The sequence below is a fragment of the Mycolicibacterium alvei genome, from assembly GCF_010727325.1.
Lineage (GTDB): Bacteria > Actinomycetota > Actinomycetes > Mycobacteriales > Mycobacteriaceae > Mycobacterium > Mycobacterium alvei.
Genome location: NZ_AP022565.1, coordinates 2,184,283 through 2,208,329 on the forward strand (window position 1 = coordinate 2,184,283; position 24,047 = coordinate 2,208,329).

Consider the following 24,047-nt stretch of genomic DNA (forward strand, 5'->3'; position numbering starts at 1 on the left):
CATGCACATGACCAGACGCATCTGGATTCAGCTGATCGTGTTTCTCGCAGTGTCCGCGGTCGCGTTCGCCGTGATGATCTTCGGCTACATGGGGTTGCCCAACCTGCTCTTCGGTATCGGGCACTACCAGATCACCGTTCAACTTCCTGAAGCCGGCGGGCTCTACGCCCGCGGCAACGTCACCTACCGGGGCACCGAAGTCGGTCAGGTCAAAGACGTCCGACTGATCAAGGGCGGCGGCGTCGAAGCGGTGCTGTCGTTGAGGTCTGACGTCAAGATCCCCTCAGATCTGCAGGCCGAGGTGCACAGCCAGACCGCGGTGGGAGAGCAATTCGTTGCGCTGTTGCCGCGCAACGCCGACTCGCCACCACTGCGCGACGGCGACGTCATCACCCGGGCCAATTCCAGCGTTCCACCAGACATCAACAGCCTGCTCGACGCCACCAACCGCGGACTGCTGGCGATCCCTCAAGACGATCTGCGCACGACCATCGACGAGGCATACAACGCAGTCGGCGGGCTCGGACCCGATATCGCTCGGTTCGTCAAGGGATCTACCGCGCTGGCCACCGACGCCCGGCAAAACCTCGGAGACCTCACCAACCTCGTCGACCAGGTCGGGCCCATCCTCGACACCCAGACCGAGACTTCGAACTCGGTGCAGGCGTGGGCATCTCACATGGCCACCATCACGCGGCAACTGCGGGACAACGACGCCGCGGTGGCAGGCGTCCTAAAGAAAGGCGCGCCAGCCACCGACGAGGTACGCGCGCTCGTCGACCGGGTCCAGCCCACGCTACCGATCCTGGCGGCCAACATGGCCAACATCGCGCCGGTGCTGATCACCTATCGCGCGGATCTGGAGCAGCTGCTCGTCCTGCTGCCTCAGGCCACGGCGATGATGCAGGCCATCAGCGTTCCGAGCATGAACAACCCCAGCCCGTACGCGGGCGGCCTGTTGGCCTTCAACCTCAATCTCAACCTGCCCCCACCCTGTACGACAGGATTCCTCCCGGCCCAGCAGCGGCGGACCGCCAACTTCGAGGACTATCCCGAACGCCCGGCGGGTGACCTCTACTGCCGGGTGCCGCAGGATTCGCCGCTGGGCGTCCGCGGCGCACGCAATATTCCGTGCGAAACGGTGCCCGGTAAACGCGCGCCGACGGTAAAGATGTGCGAAAGCAACGAGAACTACGTTCCGCTCAACGACGGCTTCAACTGGAAGGGCGACCCCAACGCCACGTTGACAGGGCAGGGCGTTCCCCAGTTGCCACCGGCGTCAGCGACTGCACCGGGGGCCACGGGTTCCGCGCCGCCAATAGCGGTAGCTCAATACGACCCCGCGACGGGCGATTACGTAGGTCCGGACGGAAAGCTGTACAACCAGGCCGACCTGGGTCAGAACGCCCCGAGGGACAAGAATTGGCAGACGATGCTCGTCCCTCCGACGCCTTGACACCCGACGGAACTGAACCTGGAACTGGCGTCGATCGGCGCGACCGTGAACGCGATCAGCTAGATCCCGGAACGTCGTTCCGGTATCGCACCATGCGTCGGTCGTTCGATCGCTATAGCCTCGGCGCCCAGACCTGTGCGAACCCACTCGCCGATCAGTCCGATTTCATTCCTGTTCGAGGCCTACCTTGATAGTCGGAAACAACGGCCCGATCAGGTCAGGTGTGCTGCCGTGCAGAACGAGCTCATCGGCGCCCGCTTCGCGATAGCTCGCGAACACCTGGTGACAACGCAATGCCGACCCGACCGCAGCCGCCTCACCGGTCCACGCGGTAGGCAACACAGAAGCCACCTCTACGAGTTGTTCGCGGGTAAGCACAGAATCCGCCGAACCTTTGATGTCAGCCAGTAACGGGTGAGACCGCAAGCTCTGCAGAGGCTCCACGTCCCATCCGTTCACGGCTGCCAAGCGCTCGCCGAACCCGGGTATCTGGTAGTAGGTGACCGCCCTCGCCCCGACTACCGCCAACTCGTCGGCAGCGGGGAGATCGCAGGCAACCACCACGGTGGCGTACACGCGCACGCTGCCTACCGGCCGGCCTGCTGACTTCTCGGCTTCTCGTACCACCGCCACGGAACGGGCCACCGCTGCCGGCGTGAGGAAAGGATGTAGGAGCACGCCGTCGAAATGCCTGCCTGCCAACGCCAACCCCTTCGACCCGATCGCGGCGAAAACCAGCGGAGGCACCGGCTGATCGGGAATATCGTTGAGCCGCAAGGACGGATACTTCCCGGCCGGTCCGTCGTAACGCACCTTCTCCCCACGGCACAGCCGTCGGAAGATATCTGCGTAGTCGACGATCGACGCATTCGCCGACCGGGGCAGCCCGACAGCGTCCCACATCGCGTCCACCGAACGTCCGACACCGAGGACGAAACGGCCATCCGAGAGGCCCTGGGCCGTCATCGCCAGCGATGCCAACAGCGCAGGGTGGCGGGATTGGAAATGGGTGATTCCCGACGCGATCCGGAGGGTGGAGGTCGCCTGACTGAGCGCTCCGGCGAGCACACCCAAGTCCTTGGTGCCCCACCTCTCGCTGAGCCACAGTGTGCGCAATCCCAGCCGCTCGGCCGCTTCCGCCTGGACGATCGCGGCCCGCGGATCAGCAACCCGGCCGGGCAGCGTATAGGCGCCAAGCGGTACGCCACTGGATATTTCGGTGTCCATCGACCTATTCTGACACTAGTGTTCACTTTTTGGGAATGAAGGGGTAGACAGTGGCATACACGTCAACGCGCGGCGATGTCGGTGCAGGAATCGACCGCGTCATGCGCGGATGGCTGCCACAGCGGCTGACATCGGGGGCAGCCACATCGATGGAGATCTCGGAATTGAGCGCGCCGGACGCCGGCTACTCAGGGAAGACCGCGTTCTTCACCGCATCGTGGACCGATCCGCAGCACCAACATCATTCCAAGGACCTGGTGCTCCGTCTGCAGGCCAAAGACCATCAGTTGTTCACTACGCCCGATGCGCCCCGGCAGGCCGAGGTGATGCGCCGGCTTGGTCGACACGGGATTGCCGTGCCACAGATCGTGGGGGTCGAGACCGACGTTTCACTGCTGGACGCGCCGTTCTACGTGATGCGGCGGGTGTCCGGCCGCACCCCGTCGGATGTTCCGAGTTGGCATAAACGCGGGTGGACCGCGGAGTTGTCCGCGACCGAGCGGGAACGGCTGTGTGACAACGGGCTACGCGAACTGGTCGCCGTCCATCAGATCGACGATCCTGCAGACCTGGCATTCTTGCGTGCCGATGGTCCCGATGGCGCCACTGCCCTGCAGCGCTACCTGACCACCCTTCAGAACTGGTATGAGTGGTGCCGAGACGACCTCAAGGTCGGCGCTGACCCGCTCGGCCGCGCTCTGCAGGTCATCCTCGATCAAGCCCCCAGCACTAGTGCGGAGACAGTCGTGTGGGGCGATGCCCGGGTCGGAAATATGTCCTTCGCCGACGATCTCTCGGTGGCCGCCCTGTTCGACTGGGAGACAGCCAGTACCGGCCCCGCCGATATCGATCTCGGCTGGTGGCTCATGTTCGAGACGTTCCTCTGCGAATCACTCGGGTTCACCCGGCCCCCAGGGGTCCCGACCGATGACGAATTCGTATGCCGTTACCGGGAATTCGGCGGAACCTTGACCGGGGACATCGTCTACTACCAGCTCGTGGCCGCGTTCGTGCTGTCGCTGATCAACAATCGCCTCGCACTGCTGTTAGTGCGCGACGGCCTGGATGCGGCGACCGCACGCAGCTACCCGCAGTCCGCGGTCGACCTGGTCGAGCGGTACCTGCGGCAGCTGTGACGCGACGTTCAGGCCAGCGCCAGCGTGGTCAGGATGTCGGGCGTGTACGCCTCATCTGGGGCGGCCCACGGCCCCGCGTGCACCGCGTCCAGAGCCGCGCCCAGCTCGGGACGGCGGTGTAGTAGTCCGAACATCCGCGATCGGCGCGCCGCTCGGTCCGGCATGCCGAAACCGGTGAGCAGGTCCGTCAGCGCGCTGGCGAAGTGCAGCCGGGCCATTCGCTTGCGTCGCTCCTGGACATACCCAGCAAGTCCCTGGGGCGTCCAATCAGCGCTTTCCAGAAGTGATTCCGACAGCATTCGCGCATCACGCATGCTGATACTGAGGCCCTGGGCCGTCACCGGATTGCTCCAGCCGGCCGCATCGCCGATCAGTGCCGCGCCAGGCGCCACGGGCTCATCGACCCAGGCGTCGTTCATCGGAAATGTCGCGCATGGACCGATCGGGGTGGACGCCGCCAGTAGATCGGAGTTCGGGAAGATCGGGGTCCGGAATGCGTTCATGAACTCGCCGACCGCGGTGATCCCCTTGAGCGGCGCGGGGTCGTCGACGCTTCGACCGACGTAGAGCCGCAATCGGTGATCGGCGCGCGGGAGGACAATGTACTGATTCCTGCCGTCCACCGAGATGGCCGTCTCCGCGCGGTCCCAGACTCCCCCGTCGTCAACGAGCATGCCCGATAACCGGACCCGGGCCTGCGTCGTGAACAGCGCCATGCCGAGCGCCGACCGGGTGGCCGACATCTTGCCGTCGGCACCGATCACCAAGCGGCACTGCACTGTTTGCTCTCCGTCATCGGCCTCATAGCTGACCGACGGGGCCGTACCGGGCGTCACCGAGGTCTTGCGGACACCGCGCACCACGACTGCGCCGGCCTTCGCTGCGGCGGTGGCCAGCGACTCACGCAACTCCGGGTGACCCACGCCCACCACGCCCGGCGCGCCCGGGACCGCCGTGGACAAGTCGCGGGAACGCCGTTGTGCCTGCTCGACGCTGAAGCCCTCGTCGTACGGGACCATCTTCGTCATTACCGAGACACCGTCGGTCTGGAGAATGGCCTCGGCGACGCCCAGTTCGACCGCCTCACGAAAACCCCAGGGCACCATGGCCTCTCCACGCACGATATCGCGGTAGACCTGCTCGCGCTCCAGTACCGTCACGGCGATGCCCGCGTCGGCCAACCGGATCGCGAGCGTACATCCGGCAATCCCGCCACCAACGATGACGACTTCGGCGTCCATGAGGTTCCTCTCGCTAAGATCCCATTTACTATGGCATAATGGGATCCGCCGATGCCAGCGGAAAGGGATGGTGAGCCATGGGACGCCGAGGTGGCACACAGCCGTCCCCCATCTCGAAGGTCGATGTTGTCGAGGCCGCAATGCGCGTTGTCGCCCGATCCTCCCTGCAGGAGTTGACAGTTCGGTCAGTCGCCGAGGAATGTGGGGTGACGGCCCCGGCCATCCACTACCACCTACGCGGCGGTGATGATCTCGCCGATCGCGTTGTCGAGGCGGTGGCCGCGCACATCGATGTGCGGATGGACCCGGACGCTTCCTGGATCGACCAGTATCTCGAACTCGTCCTGGCAATGGACCGCGCGTTCTTGGCCTATCCGGGCGCCGGTCTGCACGCGCTGACGTCGACGGGCCCATCAGCTGCGGCCACCCGGCTCACCGACACCGCCCTGGACATCCTGCGCCGCGCGGGACTTACCGAAGACGTGGCCGTGCAGACCTTTACCGCAACGTACTTGATGTTTGTCGGCTGGCTCGCAACCCGAAGTCGCGCCGAACGCGACAGCATCCACCCCGCGCTGGCCGCTGCCGGCGCGACCAGCCTGGGCCGCGACGGTGGCCAACCGCTCGAAGAGGCAATGCGCCGCATTCTGATCACCGCACAAGGAGAAACCACATGACCGACCACGACGCATCCTGGGTCAAGGGCTACTACGCGGACTGGGATTCCGGTGACGCCGAGGCGATCAGCGCCTGGTTCGACGACGATGTCGTCCTCGAAGACGTGCCGACCGGCCATATCGCCAGGGGCGCAAGCGAAGCCCGCGCGTTCGTCGACGGTGCACTCAAACTTGTGCCCGGCGCCAGCTACGACGTTCTTACCGCGTTGGTCAGCGGCGACAAGTTCGCCGTCGAGTGGGTGATGCAACCGGCCGGTCTGCACGGCGCGTCGGTCGGAACCGTGCGCAACGGCAAGGTGCTAACCAACCGCGACTTCTGGGATGCCTCACCCAAGAAGTGAGCCCCGCACGTTCAGTCGGCGCCGTCCTCCAGCATCAGCGGGCCGTCGTGCACGACATTTCCCAAGAGACCGAGATCAACGCCCGCCCCCGCCGCTGCCTCCCGGCACGCCGCGACGTCCTTGCGTAGAAACGGCCCGGCCAATTCCGTGAACCGGTCGATTCCGCCGATACGGTGGGTGTGGTCGGCGGCACTGCTTCGGCCACTGCACACCTGAAGTGCAGACAGCAACGCGTCCGGATCGACGTTCAGCTTGCCACCCAGTTGCGTTGCCGCAGCAACAAGCTGGGCATTGGCGGCGAACAGCAGATTGTTGATCAGCTTGATGGCCAGCGCACTGCCCAACTCGCCGGTCGGCACAACCGGATCGGCGTACGCGGCCAGCACCGGCGTCACCCGTTCGACGGCGTCGGCCGGTCCGCCGACCAGCACAGTCAGCGTACCCGCGGAGATGTTCTCCGCTGTGCCGCTGACTGGCGCGTCCAGGATCACTGGCGCCGAGGGTGAGCTGTCCCGCAATGCTTCGAGAGTGGATACGGTGCCGGTGGTGTGCGAGACGAACACCGAACCGGGCTTGGCGTTGGCAATGAAACCGTCGGGGCCCAAGCCTATTTCGCACAGTTGCGCGTCGGAGAACAGGCACGAGATCAAGATGTCGCTCCGTGATGCCAATTCGGCCACGGAGCCGGCCAATGTGGCACCACCCGCCGTGACGCGGTGGCGGACCTCGTCTCGACGGCTATAAACCAGCACGCGGTGACCGGCGCCGAGCAACCGCATGACCATCGGTTCGCCGAGTCGGCCGGCTCCGATGAAACCGATTGTGCTCGTCACTGCATTCTCCTATGCAAGAACTCCTCTAGCTCTTGCCGGCCGCCTTCCTCGTTGTCGTGCACAGCAATAAGCTCCCGCAGCGCCGCCCGGTCCGGCTTGAGCATTGCAGTCAAGGGCAGTTCGTCGACAATCAGCAGTTCGTCGGGTGCCTTGTAGTCGGCCAGTTCGGCTGCCACATGAGTGCGCAGCTCGGCCAGCGTCGGTGGATCGGTAGGGTCACGCGCCACCACGAAGGCGACGCCGATCTCCCCGATCACCGGTGCGGGACGGCCGATGACTGCGGCCTGTTTGACCCCGGGGTGGTCACCGAGGGTCCGCTCCACTTCACCAGGGTGCACGTTGTAGCCGCCCCGGATGTACATGTCGCCCCGGCGTCCCACCAGGATGAGGTTGCCATCGTCGCCGAGAACCCCGATGTCGCCGGTACGTAGCCAGCCGTCCCGCAGTACCTCTGCGGTGAGTTCCGGGTTTCGCCAGTAGCCGCGCATCACGCACGGACCACTGACCTCGACGACACCGTCGGGTCCGATACGTACCTCGGTCCCCGCCGCGGGCCGTCCGACGCTGCGGAACTGTACCTCGGGCGTGTCTTCGGGTGCGGTGCCGCTGATGGTCGGACATTCGGTCATCGCGTATCGCACCACCAGCGGCACCCCGATCTGCTGGGCGACCCGGCGCACCAGATCGGGGGATGCCGGCGCGGTCGCCACCACACCGATCCGCAGGTGCGGCAATTCCTGTGGATTCACACCTTCGACGTCGAGCAGTTTGGTCCACTGGGTCGGCACCGCGCCGGCGACGGTTATCCGCTCGTCGCGCAGCACATCGAACATGCCCTGAGCCGACCACGGTGCCGGCGGGATCACCAGCGTGATACCCCACAACAGCTGATCCCACAGCTTGAACATGTAGCCGGCATGTGCGAACGGCGTCGAGGTGAGCCGCCGATCGTAGGGAGCGCTCATCACGCCGGCTGCTGCGGCTCCGGCCGCCAATCGGTCGGCGTCGTACACCGCACCTTTGGGGGTTCCGGTGGTGCCGCTGGTGAAGATCAGTGCCACGGGATCGCGTCGGGTGAGTTCGACCGGTGGCGCCACTTCACTGGAGTCGGTTGACAGGGCCTCGCGTCGCAGCACGCGGCGCCCGGCAATGGGCAGCTCCCCGAGAGCGTCATCGACGACAATCAGCGCCGGATCGGACTGTTGCACAATAGATGTGATTTCACGCCGACCCAACCGCGGGTTGAGGCCAGTGGTAATGGCTCCGATCATCGCCGCTGCGGCGTAGCACGTCGCGTAGTCAATGCCCGACGGTAGCCACAATGTGACCACGTCGCCCTTGCCGACCCCGAGCTCGGCGAACTGCGCGGCGACGCTACGTGCGCGGCCGATCCACTCGGCGAACGTGACCCGCGCACCGGGCTCCACGTAGGCCTCCCGGCCCCCGTGAGCCAGCGCCGCGGCGTCCAACAGCTCCCGCGCACTCGCGAAGCTACGGTTTATGACGAAATTCGGTGAATCTCCGTCATAAACCGTAGTGTCGGCGCGGTATTCAGCCATCTAGGGCTCCTCGGCGCCGAGAATCACTGTGCCACTGGAACAGAACCAACCGCCGGTACCACTGACACAGGCGATCTTGGCGTCAGGCACCTGCCGCGGCCCGCATTCCCCGCGTAATTGGCGTGCCGCCTCGACTAACAGGAACAGACCGCGCTGCCCGGGGTGGCACGCCGACAGCCCGCCGCCGTCGGTGTTGGTCGGCAGTGCGCCGCCCAGGCGCAGTGCGCCAGACTCGACGAACGCGCCACCCTCCCCCTTCGGGCAGAAGCCGAGATCTTCCAGCGTGAGCAGCAGCATGTAGGTGAACGCGTCGTAGAGCTCGGCCACATCCACATCCGCCGGCGTCACACCGGCGCGGGCGAAGGCCAGTGGCCCGCTCACCGACGCCGGACCGACAGTCAGGTCGTCCCACTGCGAGGTGAGCATGTGGGAGGTGGTCTCCCCCGTTCCGAGCACCCAGACCGGTTTGCCCTTCAAATCTTTCGCGCGGTCGGCGCTGACCAGCACGGCAGCTGCTCCGCCGTCACTGCGGATACAGCAGTGCAGTTTCGTGAAAGGGTCGGCGATCATCGGCCCGGCCAACACGTCATCGATGGTGATCGGATCCCGGTAGTACGCCTCGGGATTGTCCGCCGCGTTGAACCGGGCGGACACCGCAACCTCGGCCAGCTGCTCGATGGTGGTGCCGTAGGTGTACATGTGCCGGCGCGCTGCCATCGCGTACTTGGAGACCAGTGTGTGCCCGTACGGAGCCTCCCACTGCAGTGGCCCGCGCGAACCCCAGTTGATATTGGCTCCCCGCAAGCCTTTTCGAAGATCCGCACGCGCGGTGGAACCGTAAGTGAGTAGCACCACGTCGGCGTGCCCGGCGGCGATCGCGTCGGCCGCGTGCGCGGCCATCACCTCCCACGACGCACCCCCGACAGCTGTCGAATCAATCCATCGGGGGCGCAGACCGAGATACTCACCGACGTCGACCGGGGGCAGGGTGCCCTGACCGGTGGAGGCCAACCCATCGACATCGGCCGGCGTCAGCCCGGCATCAGCCAGTGCCCGGCGGCTGGCCTGCGCGATCAACTCGTAAGGACTCTTGTCGTCAACGCGGCCGACATCGGAAAGGGCCACGCCGGCGATCGCGACACCGCGACTCACTGGGCTCGGTCCTGCGCCAACAGCTCGGCCAGCACCTCGGTAGGTTCGGCGAAGAGGTGCCGGAATACGTGCGCACGTTTGAGGTACAGGTGCGTGTTGTTCTCGAAGGTGTACCCCATGCCGCCGAACACCTGGATGCCGGCGGCGGCATTGTCGACCGCCGCTGATCCGGCAACGGTCAGCGCGGAGAGTACCTGAAGCAGTGCGTCGGACCGGCCGTCGGCCAGCGCTATCGCGGCGAAGAACGTCTGTGCCTGTGCCGCTTCGGCGGCGATCTCCATGTCTACACACGCGTGTTTGATGGCCTGGTGCACGCCGATCGGCTTGCCGAACTGCTCGCGGGTCTTGGCGTGTTCGGTCGCCGATGCGCACGCGGCCGCGGCCAGACCGGCCAGGAATGCCGCCGAGAGCACCATGGCGCGCCCCCAGATCCATTCGTCCTCAGCGGGAAGCCAATACTGGGGCTCGGCGGATTCCACGGTGGCGGTGGCGATGCGGGTGCCGGGGTCGGACGCATCTACCGGCGATAGTTCACCGAGCGCATCGATCCCGACGAGCGCGGCTCCACTGCGGGCGACCACCAGGGCGTGGGAGGCACCGGCGGGTTCGAACACGTCGAAAGTGCCCTTGATCGGCCGGGCCTCGCCGTCGCCGCGGAGCACGGCAAGCGCAACCAGCGCCTGCCCGGACCCGATGCGCTCCGCAAGGGCGGTGTCACCGCAGCGCGCAGCGACCCGGGCGCCCAACGTGCAGGCCAGGAATGGGCCGGGGGCGAGCCGTTTGCCGAATTCGACGAACAACAACACTTCGTCATCGAACGGCCGCCCGGACCCGCCGAACTCTTCGTCCAGCCCGAGCGTGAGCAAGCCCAGCTCCGCACCCTCACGCCAGAGATGTTCGGGCACCGTCATTTCCGCATGCCGCTCGGTGCGTATCCGTTCGACCGGCATCCGCTCAGCAAGGAAAACTCCTGCTGCCTCGACGATTTCGAGCTGTTCAGCTCCTGGTAACAGGTCCACGACCCTCTCCTGACTGATCGTTCATCGGGGCAGCCCCAGCACTCGCTCACCGACAATGTTCCGCTGAATCTCCGAGGTCCCGCCGCCGATCGCCTGGGAGAAGCTGTAGTAGTAGTACCCCGCCCACCCGTCGATGTCCCATCGCGAGGAATGACGGCTGGACGCTGGGCCAATGACATCCATCGCCAATTTGCCTATCTCCTTGGCCAACTCGGCGTACATCAGCTTGACGATGGAACCGCGGGGTCCCGGAGTTTCGGTCTTCAACGCCTCGCAGATGTTGGTGTAGGTCAGTGCCCGTAATGAAGCCACCGACGCCCGCGCATGCGCCAGGCGCCGCGCGATCTCATCATCGGCGATCGCGGGCCTGCGCCCATCGGGGCCGACGTGATCGCGCGCATAGTCGATGAGGTCTTCGATGATCTTGGCCAGCCGAACCTGGTTGGCAGTGAAGGCGGTACCCCGCTCGAATGACAGCGTGGCCATCGCGACGGACCAGCCCGCACCTACCTCGCCGACCACGTTGGACAGCGGGATGCGGACGTCGTCGTAGAACACCTCGCAGAATTCCGCACCGCCCTCGATCGTCTCGATCGGGCGGATGTCGATACCTGGCGTGCTCATGTCGCAGATCACCCAGGTGATGCCACTGTGCTTGCTCCCGGTGTTGTCTGTGCGGACGAGCAGTTCCTGGTAGTCGGAGACAGTGGCGAAACTGGTCCAGAGTTTCTGCCCGGAGACCACCAACTCGTCACCGTCGATGACAGCCTTGGTGCGCAACGCCGCAAGGTCCGATCCGGCGTCGGGTTCGGAGAAGCCCTGACACCAGAGCACCTCGCCGCGAAGGATTCTCGGAAGATGAAACAACTTCTGTTCGTCGGTGGCACGGGTGATCAGTGTCGGCCCGGCATGCGACAGACCGACGAAGCACGCGTCGATACCGGGAAATCCCCTGGCTGCGTACTCCTCGTACCAGATCAGCTGCTGCAACAGGGTCAGACCCTTGCCGCCGTACTCAGTCGGCCAGGCAATGCCGGCCCAACCGCCTTCCCATTGGGTGCGCTGCCAGGCCAGGTCGTACTCGCGGATGCCCGCATCGTCGCGGGGGCGTGGTTCGGTCGGCTTGTTCTCGTCCAGCCAGGTGCGGACCTGATCGCGGAACTCGATCTGGTCAGGAGTGAAGTCCAGGTCCATGGTCACCGAGTGTAAGTGACGTAATTGTCAGAAACAATGTCTTCACTCAATGAGGCAGCGCACATCAATCCATGTGTTGCATACGATTTATTCGCAATGCTGAGTGACGAATAGGTCAGAATCAAACAGTTCACGGTGCTTTCCGGTATCTATCGACCAGCTGTTCGGCACCCCGGGCCAGCAGCGCCACATCGGCGCCGACCAGAACGAAACTCGCCCCGGCGGCCACGTAGCGTCGCGCGATCGTCTCGTTGAACGCGTTCACCCCAGCACTCTTGCCGTGCGCGACGATCGTCGCCAGTGCGCTCTCGATGGTGCCGACTACCTCCGGATGTTCCGGTTCACCTAGTCGGCCCATGGAGGCGGCCAGGTCGGCGGGCCCGATGAACACCGCGTCGACCCCGTCGACGTCGGCGATGTCCCCCAGCCGATCCAGCGCCGCCACGGTCTCCACCTGTACGGTCAGCGACACCGATGCATCCGCGGTGGCCAGATAGTCCGAGATCCGGTTCCACCGGGATGCGCGCGCCAACGCGCTGCCGACACCACGGATACCGGCCGGCGGGTATCGGGTGGCGGCCACGGTGGCGCGGGCCTCGCCGGGATCGTCGATCATCGGGACGATGATGTTCTGCGCACCAATATCGAGTAGCCGCTTGATCACGACCGGGTCGGCGGACGGCGGGCGCACCAGGACGTCGACGTCGGGATAGCCTGCCAACGCCTGCAATTGCTCCAGCGTGGTGCGCACGTCGTTGGGCGCATGCTCCTGATCCAGGAGTACCCAGTCGATTCCCGACCCTGCGCAGATCTCGGCGACGTAGCCGCTGCCCGAGGCCAGCCACATGCCGAACCGTGGTCGCCCGGCCCCGATCCGTTCCACCCAACGGTTCACGACGCCTCACCCCGCTCGATGTCGCCGCCGGAGCGGCTCCGGTCGAACGCTACCGACACGGTGCCCAGCGGTCCGTAGTCGGCGACGAAGGTGTCCCCCGGTTCTGCGAACACCGGCTTGGTGAACGACCCGGACAGGATCACGTCACCTTGGTGCAGCGAAACATTGTGCGGAGCAAGCCTGTTCGCCAGCCAGGCGACGCCATTTCCTGGATGGTTGAGCACCGCAGCGGCGACCCCGGACTCCTCGATGGTGCCGTTGCGCAGCAGCAGCGCCGATACCCAGCGCAAGTCGACATCCATCGGCCGGAACACCCGCCCTCCCAGCACCAGGCCCGCGTCGGCGGCATTGTCGGCGATTGTGTCGACGATGGTGCGCAGGTGGCCGGTATCCGGGTCCGACATCTGCACCCTGGCATCAAGGATCTCCAGCGCCGGAGTCACGAACTCGGTGGCGCGTAGTACGTCGAACAACGTGACATCAGGCCCCTGCAGCGTCTCGCCCAGCACGAACGCCAGCTCGACTTCGACCCGGGGTCGGATGAATCGGCCGAGCGGCACACGCCCGCCGTCCTCGACGAACATGTCGTCGAACAGCGCGCCGTAATCGGGTTCGTCGATCGATACCGCGCGCTGCATCACCTTGGAGGTCAGACCGATCTTGCGGCCCTTGACCTTTCGCCCGTCAGCCACCTTGAGCGCGACCAATGCCCGTTGCACCGCGTACGCGTCCTCGATGGTCATGTCGGGATAGTCCAGCGACAGCTGTCGGATCGGCGTACGAGTCTTCTCAGCCTCGTACAGCCGACGAGCGATATCTTCGAGCGCGGCGGGGTCAGGGCGGTTCATCTCGTCAGGAACTCCACCGCCGCCGTATTGAACGACCCGGGGTCCTCGAAATGCGGCCAGTGCCGCACCGAGGGCATCTCGAACACCTCGGAATTCGGGATCAGGTCCGCGATGGTGCGTGCGGTGTCCTGGTACACGCCGTGGTCCTTACCCGAAGCCACGATCATCACCGGCGCGGTGATACCACGCCATTTGTCGTCCGGGATGAGATTGCGGTGACGCACCTTCTCGTCCTGCAGGATCAGCAGCCGGTCGATGGTGTTGCGCGTGTCGGCGCGCCGGTAGATCGACTGGCGCAAACCGATCAGGTCGGGCAGTCGATTGGCCTCGTCGGCGATCAGGTGGGCGAACACGGCGTGCAACGACTCCCACGTCGGCTCGTTGACCGCCTTGGTGCGCTCGGCGCGGATACGCGCCATGTTCGAGGCCGAGGCTTCCCGGCCGGCCGGCGACATCAAGATCACCTTGTCCACCCGGTCGGGATGCCCCACCGACACGGCTGAGGCGACGAAAGCGCCCAGCGACATGGCCACGAAACTGGTCGACTTCATCCCGAAGTGGTCCATCACCCCGAGCACGTGCTCGACGTAGACCGCGATCTCGTAGTCGTAGTCGGGTTTGTCGGAAAAGCCGTTACCCACCATGTCGATGGCCACGCAATGGAAGTGTTCGCTCAACGCAGCGAGGTTGGGAGCGAACGTCTCCCAATGTCCGCCGGTGCCGTGCAGCAGGATGGCGTGCGGCTTGGCCGGATCGCCGGCCTCGGCGTAGCGCGTCTGTACGTTCGCGCCGTTGACGGAAACATCGATGAATCCTTGATGGAACTCGAGCTCCTTCAGATACATCCAGATGCTGCGGTAATCCCCCGTGTCGAGTCCAGAGCCTCCGCCCACCTCGGTCCGTGGTGCCTGCGCTTGGGTCATCTCACCCTTCCCGTTCATCGATCTGACAATAATGTCAACTTATTGTCCCGACCCGATGCGGGTACGTCAATGGCGCCGTAACCGGCAAGTTTCCTAGTAGATGCCCACGGATGCCCGTCGCATCGAAGGCGGTCCGATTCTGCATCCGATCGCTCATGATGCATTGCTTCTGACACTTGTATGCGGTAAAACTGGGCAGGTGAGTACTCCCTCCGGACGCCGCGAACTCGCCGAGTTGGTGAATGAGTTCGCGGCTGTGCGGGTGTCGCTCGATGTCAACGGCAACGGACCTCGCCTGCTCGTCGAAGACCTGGAGAGCGGCGAATACGTCTTCCTGTGCCCACTGGAGCTAGCGAGCTTCACCCAGGCCACCCCGGAAGACCGCGAGGATTGGCTGCGGGTGGGCAACTACCGGTCTGAACGTGGACAAGGCGCACGCCAACCGAGTGAACAGCCGTGAGCGCACCCGAGGTTGACCTGGTCGGCCTGGGCATGACGGCGATGTCGCTGCGGCCGGGCGCAACTCCCCTACGCCTGGCTGCCGAGGCGAGCACCGCCGCGCTGGCGGACGCCGGAATCGGCCGCGCCGATGTCGACGGCCTCCTGGTCGGCTCCTCCCAGGGTGTGCGACCGGACCGCCTGGGGGTCGGGTTTGCCGCAGCCGGTGGTTTCGGGGCTCTCCGACTGCTCGAACACGTTGAAATCAAGGGCGCCACCACCATTGCGATGATTCAGCGCGCCCGTCACGCGATCCGCTCCGGTGAGGCATCCACTGTGCTCTGCGTCTTCGCCGATGCACCGCTGGCCGCCGGGAAGGGCGCGGGTTCCACGTACGCGCACAGTGGCGGCAATACCGGAGTCCGCGGTCTGGAACGCGCCTCCGGGCTACTCGGCTCGGTACCGACGTACGCATTACTGGCCCAGCGCTGGCTCCACACCACGGGCACCGACCCTGTGGCGTTGCGGTCGGTGGCTGTCACGGCACGGGGTTGGGCGATGGGCAATCCCGATGCCGTGAATCGCGAACCGCTCGACGATGCCGGTTATGACGCCAGCCCCATGATCGCCGAACCGTTGCGCCGGCTCGACTGCGCACGGCCGGTCAACGGCGCAGTCGCGGTAGTACTGACCGGTCGGCCCGACGTCGGCGCCACCCGACTTCGAGTGCGCGGCACCGGCCGTGAACATCCGGTTCGCCGGCGTCGCGCGGGAGCAGAGTCGTGGTTCGGCGGCGGCTGCCGGGCGGTCGACGATGCGCTGGAACAAGCCGGGATGTCCCGTTCAGATCTGGATGTCGCCGAGCTCTATGACCCGTTCTCGATCGTCACGCTGCTGCTGCTCGATGAATACCGGCTCACCGGCACCGTTCCGGCCGGCGATTTCGTACATGACGCCCAGACCGGTCCGGGCGGGGCACTGCCGACCAACACCGGCGGGGGTCAGCTGTCGGGTTTCTACCTGCAGGGTATGACGCCGCTGACCGAGGCGGTCGTCCAGCTGCGCGGCGCCGGCGGGGAACGCCAGGTCCCGGACGCGACAGTGGCGCTGGTCGGCGGCATCGGAGGCCGACTGGACCACCACGCCGCACTGGTGCTGGAGCGGACGGGATGACCGCCACGAACGAGCAAGCCCGCGTGGACTGGCTGCTGGACGGCACACTTGCGCCTGCCGTTGGCGGCGATTCGTTGGCGCCGTTGTACGAGGCCGCCAACCGTGGTGAGCTCGCTCTGCCGTTCTGTGCGGCTTGCGCGCAGCCAGTTGAGCTCGGCCAGGAAATCTGCGACAACTGCGGTGCCTCCGAACAGAATTGGCGCGCAGTCGAACTGCTCGGCTCCGTGCACTCCGCGACCCTCATGCACCGACGCGAGCCCGGCCTGGTGCGCGCACAGCACCCCTACCCAATCGTCGACGTCGAGATGAACAGTGGGCACCGGCTGGTGCTCACCACGGTGCATCCTGCAGACACCGCGCCGGCCATCGGAACCGCGGTAACTATCGACTTCCGCCACCTCGGCAATGTCGCGATACCAGCCATCGACACCCTGGAGGACAAGTGACGACTCTCGAACCCCCGCCCACTGTCGACGATTTCGACGTCAACAGCGTCGTCCAGACGGACCGCGTGCACGGGTCGGTATACACCTCCGCCGACATCTTTCGCCGTGAGATGGACACCATCTTCAAGACCGGCTGGGTCTACGTCGCTCACGACAGCGAGGTCAGTGAGCCCGGCGATTACCTCACCCGGTTCATCGGTCACGACCCGGTGGTAGTGGTGCGCGGTAAGGACGGCGAAATCAGGGTGCTGCTCAACCGCTGCACCCACCGCGCCAACAAGCTGTGCAACGCCGAGACCGGCAACGCCAACTCGTTCCGGTGCCCGTATCACGGCTGGACGTTCAGCAACACCGGTGCGCTGCAGGGCGTCCCGATGCGCGAGGGCTATGGGGATACCTATTCAGAGCTGCGGGCCGGACTCGGCCTGGCTCAGGCACCGCGGGTCGACAGCTACGGTGGCTTCGTCTTCGCGTCACTGGCCCCCGACGGTGTCTCGCTGCGGGAGCATCTCGGCAAGGCCACCGGCGCCATCGACCGGCTCCTGAACCTGTCCCCCCACCCGCAAGATCGACCTGCGGGCCAACTGGATGAAGCATCTGCACCACGCCAACTGGAAGATGGTGGTGGAGAACAACGTCGACGGCTACCACGCGCTGTTCACCCACGCCTCCGTGTATGACGCGATCAAGCCGGCCAAGGTGTCGCACGTCCCGACCAAGGTCGACGTGCTGGTTCGCGATCTCGGCAACGGCCACTCGGAGATCGACTACACCGACGAATACCGCAAGCTCGACGAGGAATTCGTCTGGTATGGACGGATCCCACGCGCCAAGCTTTCCGAGTATGTCGAGGCTCTGGAAAGTGCCTACGGTCCCGAACAGGCACACGACGCGCTGGTGGTCGGCCCGCCACACACGTTGATCTGGCCGAACCTGTTCCTGGCCGAGATGAACGTCATGTTCGTCGAGCCACAGGCTCCCGACCGGACCATCGCCTACACCACCGCGGTACTGATTCCGGACCAAGATGCCCTCAACGAACGCACCTTGCGCCGATCTGAGGGTGCGATGGGCCCGGCGGGCTTCCTCATCGCCGATGACGGCGAGATCGGGATGCGCAACCAGGCCGGCCTCGCCGCGGAATTGCCGGAATGGCTGGTGCTGGCCCGCGGTGTGTCCGATGACATCACCGACGAAAGCGGAATCATCAACCGGGACAAGAGTGCCGAGACGCCGCAGCGCGGGTTCTACTCGCGGTGGGCGGACGTCGTCGGCGGGAAGGCATGACCATGACCGCTGACACCGCACCCCGGATCCGCCCCGCCCTGCGGCCGGTTCCCGACGCCGAAATCGTCGCGTTCCTCAACCTGGAGGCGCGGCTGGCCGACGAGGGTCGCTACTCAGAGTGGGAAGCGCTGTGGGCCGATGACGACGATCGGGTCGAGTACCGCGTTCCCATCCACCCCGAGGACAACCCACGGACCACACTCGCCTACATCAATGACAACCGGCGGCGGATCAAGAGCCGGGTGGCGCAACTCAATACCGGCAACCGGCATTCCCAGACGCCCCCATCGGTGATGCGGCGTGTGGTGTCCAACTCCGAGGTCATCGACGTCGAAACCGACGCCGGTGGCGACATCGTGACCGTCGAATCCAATTTTGCAGTCTTCGAATACCGTATACGACAACGCTTCTGGGCCGGCAGGGTGATTCACACAGTCCGCCGCTCCCCCGACGGTCCGTGGCTGATCCGCAAGATCGTGCACCTGATCGACGCGGGTGGCCCGGTCGAGACCTTGGCATTTCTAATATGAAGGCATTCCTGATCTGATGCTCATCGGAGATATCGCGGCCAACAACGCCCGCCGCTACCCAGACAAGACCGCGCTCGTCGATGCCGATCGGGTACACACCTGGTCTCAGGTCGACGAACGAGCCCGCCGCCTGGCGAACCACTTGGCCGCTCAGGGACTCACGGCCGGTGACCGGGTGATGGTGATCGCCCGCAACTGCATCGAATGGCCGGAGATCTCGTTCGGCCTGGCCAAGGCGGGCCTGGTCGCCGTTCCGGTCAACATCCGGCTCGCCCCCGACGAGGTCGCTCACGTTCGCGATGATTCGGGCGCCCAGGCGGTGCTCATCCACGCCGAGCACTCGGAGAAGTTCCTCGCTGAGCTGGCCGGTCTGCGCCTGGTGCTGGCCATCGGCCCTGAGTACGAATCAGCCTTGGCCTCAGCAGATCCTCGCACTCCCCAGGTCGACGTCTCACCAGATGATGTCGCGGTCATCCTCTACACCAGCGGTACCACCGGTCGAGCCAAAGGTGTGATGCACACTCATCGCGCACTGCTCTACCAGGCAGCGGACACCAACCTTGTCACTGAGGCGAACCGCTCCGACGTCATGCTGGCGACCACCCCGTTCTTCACCGCGGGTGGCATGGTGCGCACCGTGTCCTGGCTGTATCTCGGCCAGACCATGGTGATCCATCAGCGTTTCGACCCGCAGGCGGTCATCGACGAGATCGAACGCAGCAAGATCACCTTCACCACGTTCATCCCGACGATGCTGCACCGGACGCTGGCCATCTTGGAGGACGGTCCGCCACGGGACATGTCCAGCCTGCGACGGATCTCCTATGGTTCGGCGCCGGTGCCGCCGGGCCTGGCCCGCAAGGCGATGGATCTGCTCGGCTGTGATCTCCAGCAGCGCTACGGGCTGACCGAATGTGGCGGGCAGGCCACCATTCTCACCCCGCAGGACCATCGCGACATCATCGCGGGCCGGACATCGATCGCCACCTCGTGCGGTCGGGAAACACCGATGTGTGTGATCCGGATTGTCGACTCGGACGGCAGCGACACGGCCACGGGCGAGGTCGGCGAGATCGTGATTGCCAGTCCCGCCAACGCTGTCGGGTACTGGAACCGGCCCGAGCAGACCGCAGAGGTGTTCGGGCCCGACGGGCTGCGCAGTGGCGACCTCGGCTACCTCGATGGGGACGGCTACCTGCACATCACCGGCCGCAAGACCGACATGATCATCTCCGGTGGGTTCAACGTCTATCCCGCCGAGATCGAGCGGGTCATCGCACACCACGCGGGAGTGGACCTGGTCGCGGTGGTCGGGGCGCCCGACCGGGAGTGGGGCGAGACCCCGGTCGCGGTGGTGATTCCCAAATCGCATGTCACCGACCGCGATGCGCTCAGCGCAGAACTGATGGCGCTGTGCCGGGCCGAGTTGGCCGGCTACAAACAGCCGCGCCGGTTCCTGTTCTGGAGCGAATTCCCGCTGGGGCCAGCCGGGAAGATCCTCAAGCGGGAGATAGCCAACCAGGTAAACCGTGCTGTCGATGAAAGTGCGATGACCCCGGTATCCACCGGATCGACAAGGGAGCAGCCATGACCAGCGCGACCGACTTGAGCACCATCGAGTTCCACGTGAGCGACCACGTCGCCACCGTGGCGCTCAACCGGCCCGCGAAGTTGAACAGCTTCACCGAGCAGATGGCCGCCGAGCTCGCCATCGCCTGGGCCCGCGTCCGCGACGATGACGACATCCACGTAGCGGTTCTGCAAGCCAACGGAGACCGCGCATTCTGCACCGGCATCGACATCGCCGAGGGCACCTGGTGGAAACACAAGACCGTCTTCAACCAGGAAGACCCGGGCGAACTTCTGGGACCGAAGGCACACCGGGTATGGAAGCCGGTGATTGCGGCCCTACACGGCATCGTGGCCGGCGGCGCGATGTACTTCGTCAACGAATGCGACTTCGCCATCTGCAGCGAGACTGCTACCTTCTTCGACCCCCATCCCAACGCGGGCATCGTCTCGGCGCTGGAACCCATGGGCATGCTGGCCCTGGGCCTGCCTTACGGCGAGGTGATGCGCTGGGCCCTGCTGGGTAGCGAGGAGCGGATGACCGCCGAGACCGCACTGCGCATCGGCATCGTCACCGAGATCGTCCCCGACGACCAACTGCGCGCCCGCGCCGCCGAACTAGCCGGCGAGATCGCCGCCCGACGCCCCGCCGGTATCCAAGGGACGGTGCGCGCCATGTGGGAGGCGCGCGATCTGCCGCCGACGATCGCAGCGCGGCACGGCAAGTTCTACACCGATCTGGGCAATGCCGGCGCCAAGCCGGACTCGCTCAACAACAAGAAGAAGCCGCGAACTCGCTGAGGAGCGTGCATGACTGAAACCGATACTCGGCAATTGGTCGAGTTCGACCTGGTGATCGGCGGCGACTCCACGCCTGCCGGATCGGGCGCCACCTACGACAGCGTGGACCCGTTCACCGGACAGCCGTGGGCCAGGGTCCCGGACGGGAACGGCACCGATATCGACCGTGCGGTGGCCGCGGCCCGAGCCGCGCTGGACGGGCCTTGGGGTGCACTCACCCCGACCGCCCGCGGCAAGCTGCTGTGGCGTCTCGGCGACCTCATCGCCCGCGACGCGGAGCAGTTGGCTGAGTTGGAGGTCCGCGACGGCGGCAAGCTGACCCGCGAGATGGTCGGCCAGATGCGGGCACTGCCGGACTACTACTTCTATTACGCGGGCCTGGCCGACAAGCTGCAGGGCGAGGTCGTGCCGACCGATAAGTCCAACTATCTCGTCTACACCCGGCACGAGCCGATCGGCGTGGTCGGGGCGATCACCCCGTGGAATTCGCCGCTGCTGCTGTTGACCTGGAAGCTGGCAGCCGGTCTGGCCGCGGGCTGCACCTTCGTGGTGAAACCCAGCGACCACACTCCCACCTCCACGCTGGCGTTCGCAAAGCTGTTCGCCGAGGCCGGTTTTCCGCCGGGTGTGATCAATGTGGTCACCGGTTGGGGCCCGCAGACCGGCGCCGCGCTGGCCTCGCACCCCGGCGTGGACAAGATCGCGTTCACCGGATCGACCGACACCGGGATCCGGGTCGGTAAGGCCGCAATCGAGAACATGACCCGGTTCACCCTCGAGCTCGGCGGCAAGTCCGCACAAGTGGTGTTCCCCGACGCCGACCTCGACGCCGCGGCCAACGGGGTGATCGCCGGGGTTTTTGCGGCCACCGGACAGACCTGCCTGGCCGGGTCGCGGTTGCTGGTCCACGAAAGCGTTGCCGACGCGCTCGTGCAGCGTATCGTCGCCCGGGCAGCGACCATCAAACTCGGCGATCCGAAGGATCCCGCGACCGAGATGGGTCCGGTGTCCAATCAGCCGCAGTACGAGAAGGTGTTGTCGCACTTCGCTTCTGCCCGTGAGCAGGGTGCCACGGTCGCCTACGGTGGTGAGCCGGCGGGCGACCTGGGTGGCTTCTTCGTCAAGCCGACGGTGCTGACCGGAGTCGACCCGTCGATGCGGGCGGTCGCCGAGGAGATCTTCGGGCCGGTGCTGGCGGTGATGACCTTCGCCGACGAGGAGGAGGCCATCGCGGCAGCCAACGCCACCGAGTTCGGACTGGCCGCATCGGTGTGGACCAAGGACGTCCACCGGGCCCACCGGGTGGCCGCGAAACTTCGGGCCGGGACGGTGTGGGTCAACGCTTATCGCGTTGTGGCACCGCATGTTCCGTTCGGCGGTATCGGCCACAGTGGTATCGGCCGTGAGAACGGTATCGACGCCGTCAAGGACTTCACCGAGACCAAGGCGGTGTGGGTGGAGCTGTCCGGGGCGACCCGCGACCCGTTCACCCTCGGGTAACGACTCAACAAAGGAGAGACATATGACACTCGACCTCGCGGCCGCCGACAAGGTACTGGCGGGTCTACGCCCCTTCCCGGTGGCCATCACCACCATTGACAACGGCTTCGCGAACGGGCTGATGTCGCTGTCGGCCGGCTCGGCCAGCATCGTGACCGAGCTGCCCCGCGCCACCGTCAGCCTGACCAAGTACAACCGGACGCACGACATGCTGGTCAACTCCGGCATTTTCGTGATGCACATGCTGTCCGCCGGACCCGACGAGATCGACGCCTCGATGGAGATCCTGATGACCCTCGGCGGCAGCTCGGGTCGCGACGGCGACAAGATCGCCAAACTGCGCACCAAGACCGGTGTCACCGGTGCGCCGATCCTGCTCGAGGCGCACAGCTACGTCGAATGCCGCATCACCGGCTCACTGGACAACGACGAGAACACCATCTTCGTCGGTGACGTGGTGGCCGCGGAGGTTTTCAGCTCCGCCCAGCGGCTGCGCATCGGCGAGGCGTGGGGCAAGCTGCCACCCGAGTGGATCGAGCAGTACGAAGCCAATCACGAGCCGCAGTTGCAGAGCGCGCGCGACCTGCGCGCAGCCGCCGCGCAAACGGCGTGAGCGGCAACGAGAGCGGCTCTTGGGAGCTGCCGGAAGAGCTCGTAATGCTGCGCGATACCGTGCGGCGGTTCATGGATGCGCACGTGCATCCGCTCGAGGAGAAACTCGACCACGACACAGTCGGACTGCCCCGTGAGCAACTGGTCGAGTTGCAGTCGAAGGCCCGCGAACTCGGACTGTGGGCTCTGCAGACACCTGAGCAATATGGTGGCGCCGGCCTGAGCGTGCTCGGCCAGGTGGTGGTCGCCGAGGAAGCCGCGAAATGCCGGATGGGAGCGTTCTTCCCAGCGCTCGGCGCATTCGGGGGTAACCCACCCAATATCATGTTCAAGGCCTCGGCCGAGCAGTTCGAGAAGTACGCCCGGCCGATCATCGACGGCACTATGTCGAAGGCGTACACCGCGATTACCGAAGCCTCCGGCGGATCCGATCCGGCTCGGGCGATCAAGCTCAAAGCGGTCCGAGATGGCGATACGTATGTGCTCGACGGCTCCAAGATGTGGATCTCGCACGCGCCCGGCGCCGACTGGGGGGTCGTGTACGCCCGCACCGGCGAAGGCCGCCAAGGCATCTCGGCATTCATCCTGGAGAAGGACACCACCGGAGTCACGTTCAGCCGCATCCCGGTGATGGCTTCCTTCGCCCCCTACGAACTGCACTTCGACAACGTGCTGTTGGCGGCGGATCAACTGATCGGCGCAGAGGGCCAAGGTTTTTCGCTGGCGAGTGATTTCCTCATCCACGGCCGCATCCTTTACGCTGCCGGACCGATCGGGATCGCGCAGAGCGCGCTGGACCTGGCCTGCCAGTGGGCCAAGGACCGTGACGTGTTCGGCGGCAGGCTGGCCGACAAGCAGGGTGTGCAGTGGATGCTGGTGGACAGCGAGGTCGAACTGCGCGCCGCCCGGCTGTTGATGTACCAAGCCGCCTGGAATGCCGACCTGGGCCGCAATGTCCGGGTGGACGCGTCGGTGGCCAAGATGTACGGCACTGAGGTGGCCTACAAGGTCGTTGATCGGTGTATCCAGCTTCATGGCGCCCTGGGCATTTCCGCGGAGTTGCCACTGGAGCGCTGGTTCCGTGACCTGCGGGTCAAGCGACTCGGCGAGGGCGCCACCGAGGTCCAGCGCGAGGTCATTGCCCGATCACTGTTGAGATAGTTATATAGTTCGCTAATTGTCGGTGATAG

23 protein-coding genes and 1 pseudogene are annotated in these 24,047 nt (G+C 65.5%); 14 read left to right on the forward strand and 10 right to left on the reverse strand.

All coding sequences use genetic code 11. From position 1 onward, the window contains the following. The first annotated feature begins 1 nt into the window (after position 1). Positions 2–1,456, forward strand: coding sequence for an MCE family protein (locus G6N44_RS10500; RefSeq protein WP_163663740.1), 1,455 nt, complete (start codon positions 2–4; stop codon positions 1,454–1,456). Positions 1,457–1,621: 165 nt separating this feature from the next. Here G6N44_RS10500 and G6N44_RS10505 read toward each other — a convergent pair whose 3' ends face one another. Next, positions 1,622–2,683, reverse strand: coding sequence for a TIGR03857 family LLM class F420-dependent oxidoreductase (locus G6N44_RS10505; protein ID WP_163663743.1), 1,062 nt, complete (start codon positions 2,681–2,683; stop codon positions 1,622–1,624). 50 nt (positions 2,684–2,733) lie between these two features. Between G6N44_RS10505 and G6N44_RS10510 the strand changes: the two genes are divergently transcribed. Next, positions 2,734–3,819 (forward strand): phosphotransferase family protein, encoded by a 1,086-nt coding sequence (locus G6N44_RS10510; RefSeq protein ID WP_163663745.1) that lies wholly within the window; start codon positions 2,734–2,736, stop codon positions 3,817–3,819. Between the two features lie 8 nt (positions 3,820–3,827). Here the strand turns inward: G6N44_RS10510 and G6N44_RS10515 are convergent, their stop codons facing one another. Further along, positions 3,828–5,060, reverse strand: coding sequence for an FAD-dependent oxidoreductase (locus G6N44_RS10515; RefSeq protein ID WP_163663747.1), 1,233 nt, complete (start codon positions 5,058–5,060; stop codon positions 3,828–3,830). A gap of 77 nt (positions 5,061–5,137) precedes the next feature. On the opposite strand from G6N44_RS10515, the gene G6N44_RS10520 reads away from it, so the two are divergent. Then, on the forward strand, positions 5,138–5,737 hold the full coding sequence (locus tag G6N44_RS10520) for a TetR/AcrR family transcriptional regulator (RefSeq protein ID WP_163663749.1): 600 nt from the start codon (positions 5,138–5,140) through the stop codon (positions 5,735–5,737). Further along, positions 5,734–6,078 (forward strand): nuclear transport factor 2 family protein, encoded by a 345-nt coding sequence (locus G6N44_RS10525; RefSeq protein ID WP_163663751.1) that lies wholly within the window; start codon positions 5,734–5,736, stop codon positions 6,076–6,078. Before G6N44_RS10520 ends, G6N44_RS10525 begins: the two co-directional genes overlap by 4 nt. A gap of 11 nt (positions 6,079–6,089) precedes the next feature. Here G6N44_RS10525 and G6N44_RS10530 read toward each other — a convergent pair whose 3' ends face one another. From G6N44_RS10530 to G6N44_RS10565, 8 genes are all read right to left on the reverse strand, one after another. Beyond that, the gene (locus G6N44_RS10530; RefSeq protein ID WP_163663753.1) at positions 6,090–6,911 is read right to left on the reverse strand and encodes an NAD(P)-dependent oxidoreductase; all 822 of its coding nucleotides are present in this window, start codon (positions 6,909–6,911) and stop codon (positions 6,090–6,092) included. Then, positions 6,908–8,470, reverse strand: a complete 1,563-nt coding sequence (locus G6N44_RS10535; RefSeq protein ID WP_163663755.1) for a class I adenylate-forming enzyme family protein — start codon at positions 8,468–8,470, stop codon at positions 6,908–6,910. Before G6N44_RS10535 ends, G6N44_RS10530 begins: the two co-directional genes overlap by 4 nt. Further along, a complete protein-coding gene (locus G6N44_RS10540; protein WP_163663757.1) occupies positions 8,471–9,622 on the reverse strand; it encodes an acetyl-CoA acetyltransferase in 1,152 nt (383 codons plus the stop codon). Beyond that, a complete protein-coding gene (locus G6N44_RS10545; RefSeq protein WP_163663759.1) occupies positions 9,619–10,641 on the reverse strand; it encodes an acyl-CoA dehydrogenase family protein in 1,023 nt (340 codons plus the stop codon). Before G6N44_RS10545 ends, G6N44_RS10540 begins: the two co-directional genes overlap by 4 nt. Before the next feature lie 21 nt (positions 10,642–10,662). After that, the gene (locus G6N44_RS10550; RefSeq protein WP_163663761.1) at positions 10,663–11,835 is read right to left on the reverse strand and encodes an acyl-CoA dehydrogenase family protein; all 1,173 of its coding nucleotides are present in this window, start codon (positions 11,833–11,835) and stop codon (positions 10,663–10,665) included. 130 nt (positions 11,836–11,965) lie between these two features. Then, a complete protein-coding gene (locus G6N44_RS10555; RefSeq protein WP_179964567.1) occupies positions 11,966–12,682 on the reverse strand; it encodes an aldolase/citrate lyase family protein in 717 nt (238 codons plus the stop codon). A 44-nt stretch (positions 12,683–12,726) separates the two neighbouring features. After that, positions 12,727–13,578 (reverse strand): 2-oxo-hept-4-ene-1,7-dioate hydratase, encoded by an 852-nt coding sequence (hpaH, locus tag G6N44_RS10560; RefSeq protein WP_163663765.1) that lies wholly within the window; start codon positions 13,576–13,578, stop codon positions 12,727–12,729. Next, a complete protein-coding gene (locus G6N44_RS10565; RefSeq protein ID WP_163669798.1) occupies positions 13,575–14,501 on the reverse strand; it encodes an alpha/beta fold hydrolase in 927 nt (308 codons plus the stop codon). The genes hpaH and G6N44_RS10565 overlap by 4 nt, the downstream gene beginning before the upstream one ends. A gap of 199 nt (positions 14,502–14,700) precedes the next feature. Between G6N44_RS10565 and G6N44_RS10570 the strand changes: the two genes are divergently transcribed. The 10 genes and pseudogenes from G6N44_RS10570 (at position 14,701) to G6N44_RS10615 (ending at position 24,018) form a co-directional block, all read left to right on the forward strand. After that, positions 14,701–14,961, forward strand: a complete 261-nt coding sequence (locus tag G6N44_RS10570; RefSeq protein WP_163663766.1) for a hypothetical protein — start codon at positions 14,701–14,703, stop codon at positions 14,959–14,961. A gap of 32 nt (positions 14,962–14,993) precedes the next feature. After that, positions 14,994–16,112, forward strand: a complete 1,119-nt coding sequence (locus G6N44_RS10575) for a thiolase family protein (protein ID WP_163669800.1) — start codon at positions 14,994–14,996, stop codon at positions 16,110–16,112. Beyond that, positions 16,109–16,558 carry a Zn-ribbon domain-containing OB-fold protein gene (locus G6N44_RS10580; protein ID WP_163663767.1) on the forward strand — a complete coding sequence of 150 codons (450 nt, stop codon included), beginning with the start codon at positions 16,109–16,111 and terminating at the stop codon, positions 16,556–16,558. Before G6N44_RS10575 ends, G6N44_RS10580 begins: the two co-directional genes overlap by 4 nt. Then, a pseudogene (locus tag G6N44_RS10585) lies at positions 16,555–17,845 on the forward strand (aromatic ring-hydroxylating oxygenase subunit alpha). Before G6N44_RS10580 ends, G6N44_RS10585 begins: the two are co-directional and overlap by 4 nt. A 2-nt stretch (positions 17,846–17,847) precedes the next feature. Beyond that, a complete protein-coding gene (locus G6N44_RS10590) occupies positions 17,848–18,375 on the forward strand; it encodes an aromatic-ring-hydroxylating dioxygenase subunit beta (protein WP_163663768.1) in 528 nt (175 codons plus the stop codon). A gap of 16 nt (positions 18,376–18,391) precedes the next feature. Next, entirely contained in the window at positions 18,392–19,966 is a 1,575-nt protein-coding gene (locus G6N44_RS10595) for a class I adenylate-forming enzyme family protein (RefSeq protein WP_179964508.1), read from the forward strand. Then, the gene (locus G6N44_RS10600; RefSeq protein WP_163663769.1) at positions 19,963–20,745 is read left to right on the forward strand and encodes an enoyl-CoA hydratase/isomerase family protein; all 783 of its coding nucleotides are present in this window, start codon (positions 19,963–19,965) and stop codon (positions 20,743–20,745) included. The genes G6N44_RS10595 and G6N44_RS10600 overlap by 4 nt, the downstream gene beginning before the upstream one ends. A gap of 9 nt (positions 20,746–20,754) precedes the next feature. Continuing rightward, positions 20,755–22,245 carry an aldehyde dehydrogenase gene (locus tag G6N44_RS10605; protein ID WP_163663770.1) on the forward strand — a complete coding sequence of 497 codons (1,491 nt, stop codon included), beginning with the start codon at positions 20,755–20,757 and terminating at the stop codon, positions 22,243–22,245. Between the two features lie 22 nt (positions 22,246–22,267). Then, a complete protein-coding gene (locus G6N44_RS10610; protein ID WP_163663771.1) occupies positions 22,268–22,858 on the forward strand; it encodes a flavin reductase family protein in 591 nt (196 codons plus the stop codon). A gap of 44 nt (positions 22,859–22,902) precedes the next feature. Continuing rightward, entirely contained in the window at positions 22,903–24,018 is a 1,116-nt protein-coding gene (locus G6N44_RS10615; protein WP_163663772.1) for an acyl-CoA dehydrogenase family protein, read from the forward strand. Positions 24,019–24,047 lie beyond the last annotated feature (29 nt).

What these genes read in the sequence shown, in the direction of transcription:
- G6N44_RS10500 (WP_163663740.1), top strand. Translation starts at nt 2, where the DNA reads ATGCACATGACCAGACGCATCTGGATTCAGCTGATCGTGTTTCTCGCA.
- G6N44_RS10505 (WP_163663743.1), bottom strand. Translation starts at nt 2,683, where the DNA reads ATGGACACCGAAATATCCAGTGGCGTACCGCTTGGCGCCTATACGCTG.
- G6N44_RS10515 (WP_163663747.1), bottom strand. Translation starts at nt 5,060, where the DNA reads ATGGACGCCGAAGTCGTCATCGTTGGTGGCGGGATTGCCGGATGTACG.
- G6N44_RS10520 (WP_163663749.1), top strand. Translation starts at nt 5,138, where the DNA reads ATGGGACGCCGAGGTGGCACACAGCCGTCCCCCATCTCGAAGGTCGAT.
- G6N44_RS10525 (WP_163663751.1), top strand. Translation starts at nt 5,734, where the DNA reads ATGACCGACCACGACGCATCCTGGGTCAAGGGCTACTACGCGGACTGG.
- G6N44_RS10535 (WP_163663755.1), bottom strand. Translation starts at nt 8,470, where the DNA reads ATGGCTGAATACCGCGCCGACACTACGGTTTATGACGGAGATTCACCG.
- G6N44_RS10550 (WP_163663761.1), bottom strand. Translation starts at nt 11,835, where the DNA reads ATGGACCTGGACTTCACTCCTGACCAGATCGAGTTCCGCGATCAGGTC.
- G6N44_RS10555 (WP_179964567.1), bottom strand. Translation starts at nt 12,682, where the DNA reads ATGTGGCTGGCCTCGGGCAGCGGCTACGTCGCCGAGATCTGCGCAGGG.
- hpaH (WP_163663765.1), bottom strand. Translation starts at nt 13,578, where the DNA reads ATGAACCGCCCTGACCCCGCCGCGCTCGAAGATATCGCTCGTCGGCTG.
- G6N44_RS10565 (WP_163669798.1), bottom strand. Translation starts at nt 14,501, where the DNA reads ATGACCCAAGCGCAGGCACCACGGACCGAGGTGGGCGGAGGCTCTGGA.
- G6N44_RS10575 (WP_163669800.1), top strand. Translation starts at nt 14,994, where the DNA reads ATGACGGCGATGTCGCTGCGGCCGGGCGCAACTCCCCTACGCCTGGCT.
- G6N44_RS10580 (WP_163663767.1), top strand. Translation starts at nt 16,109, where the DNA reads ATGACCGCCACGAACGAGCAAGCCCGCGTGGACTGGCTGCTGGACGGC.
- G6N44_RS10590 (WP_163663768.1), top strand. Translation starts at nt 17,848, where the DNA reads ATGACCGCTGACACCGCACCCCGGATCCGCCCCGCCCTGCGGCCGGTT.
- G6N44_RS10595 (WP_179964508.1), top strand. Translation starts at nt 18,392, where the DNA reads ATGCTCATCGGAGATATCGCGGCCAACAACGCCCGCCGCTACCCAGAC.
- G6N44_RS10600 (WP_163663769.1), top strand. Translation starts at nt 19,963, where the DNA reads ATGACCAGCGCGACCGACTTGAGCACCATCGAGTTCCACGTGAGCGAC.
- G6N44_RS10605 (WP_163663770.1), top strand. Translation starts at nt 20,755, where the DNA reads ATGACTGAAACCGATACTCGGCAATTGGTCGAGTTCGACCTGGTGATC.
- G6N44_RS10610 (WP_163663771.1), top strand. Translation starts at nt 22,268, where the DNA reads ATGACACTCGACCTCGCGGCCGCCGACAAGGTACTGGCGGGTCTACGC.
- G6N44_RS10615 (WP_163663772.1), top strand. Translation starts at nt 22,903, where the DNA reads ATGCTGCGCGATACCGTGCGGCGGTTCATGGATGCGCACGTGCATCCG.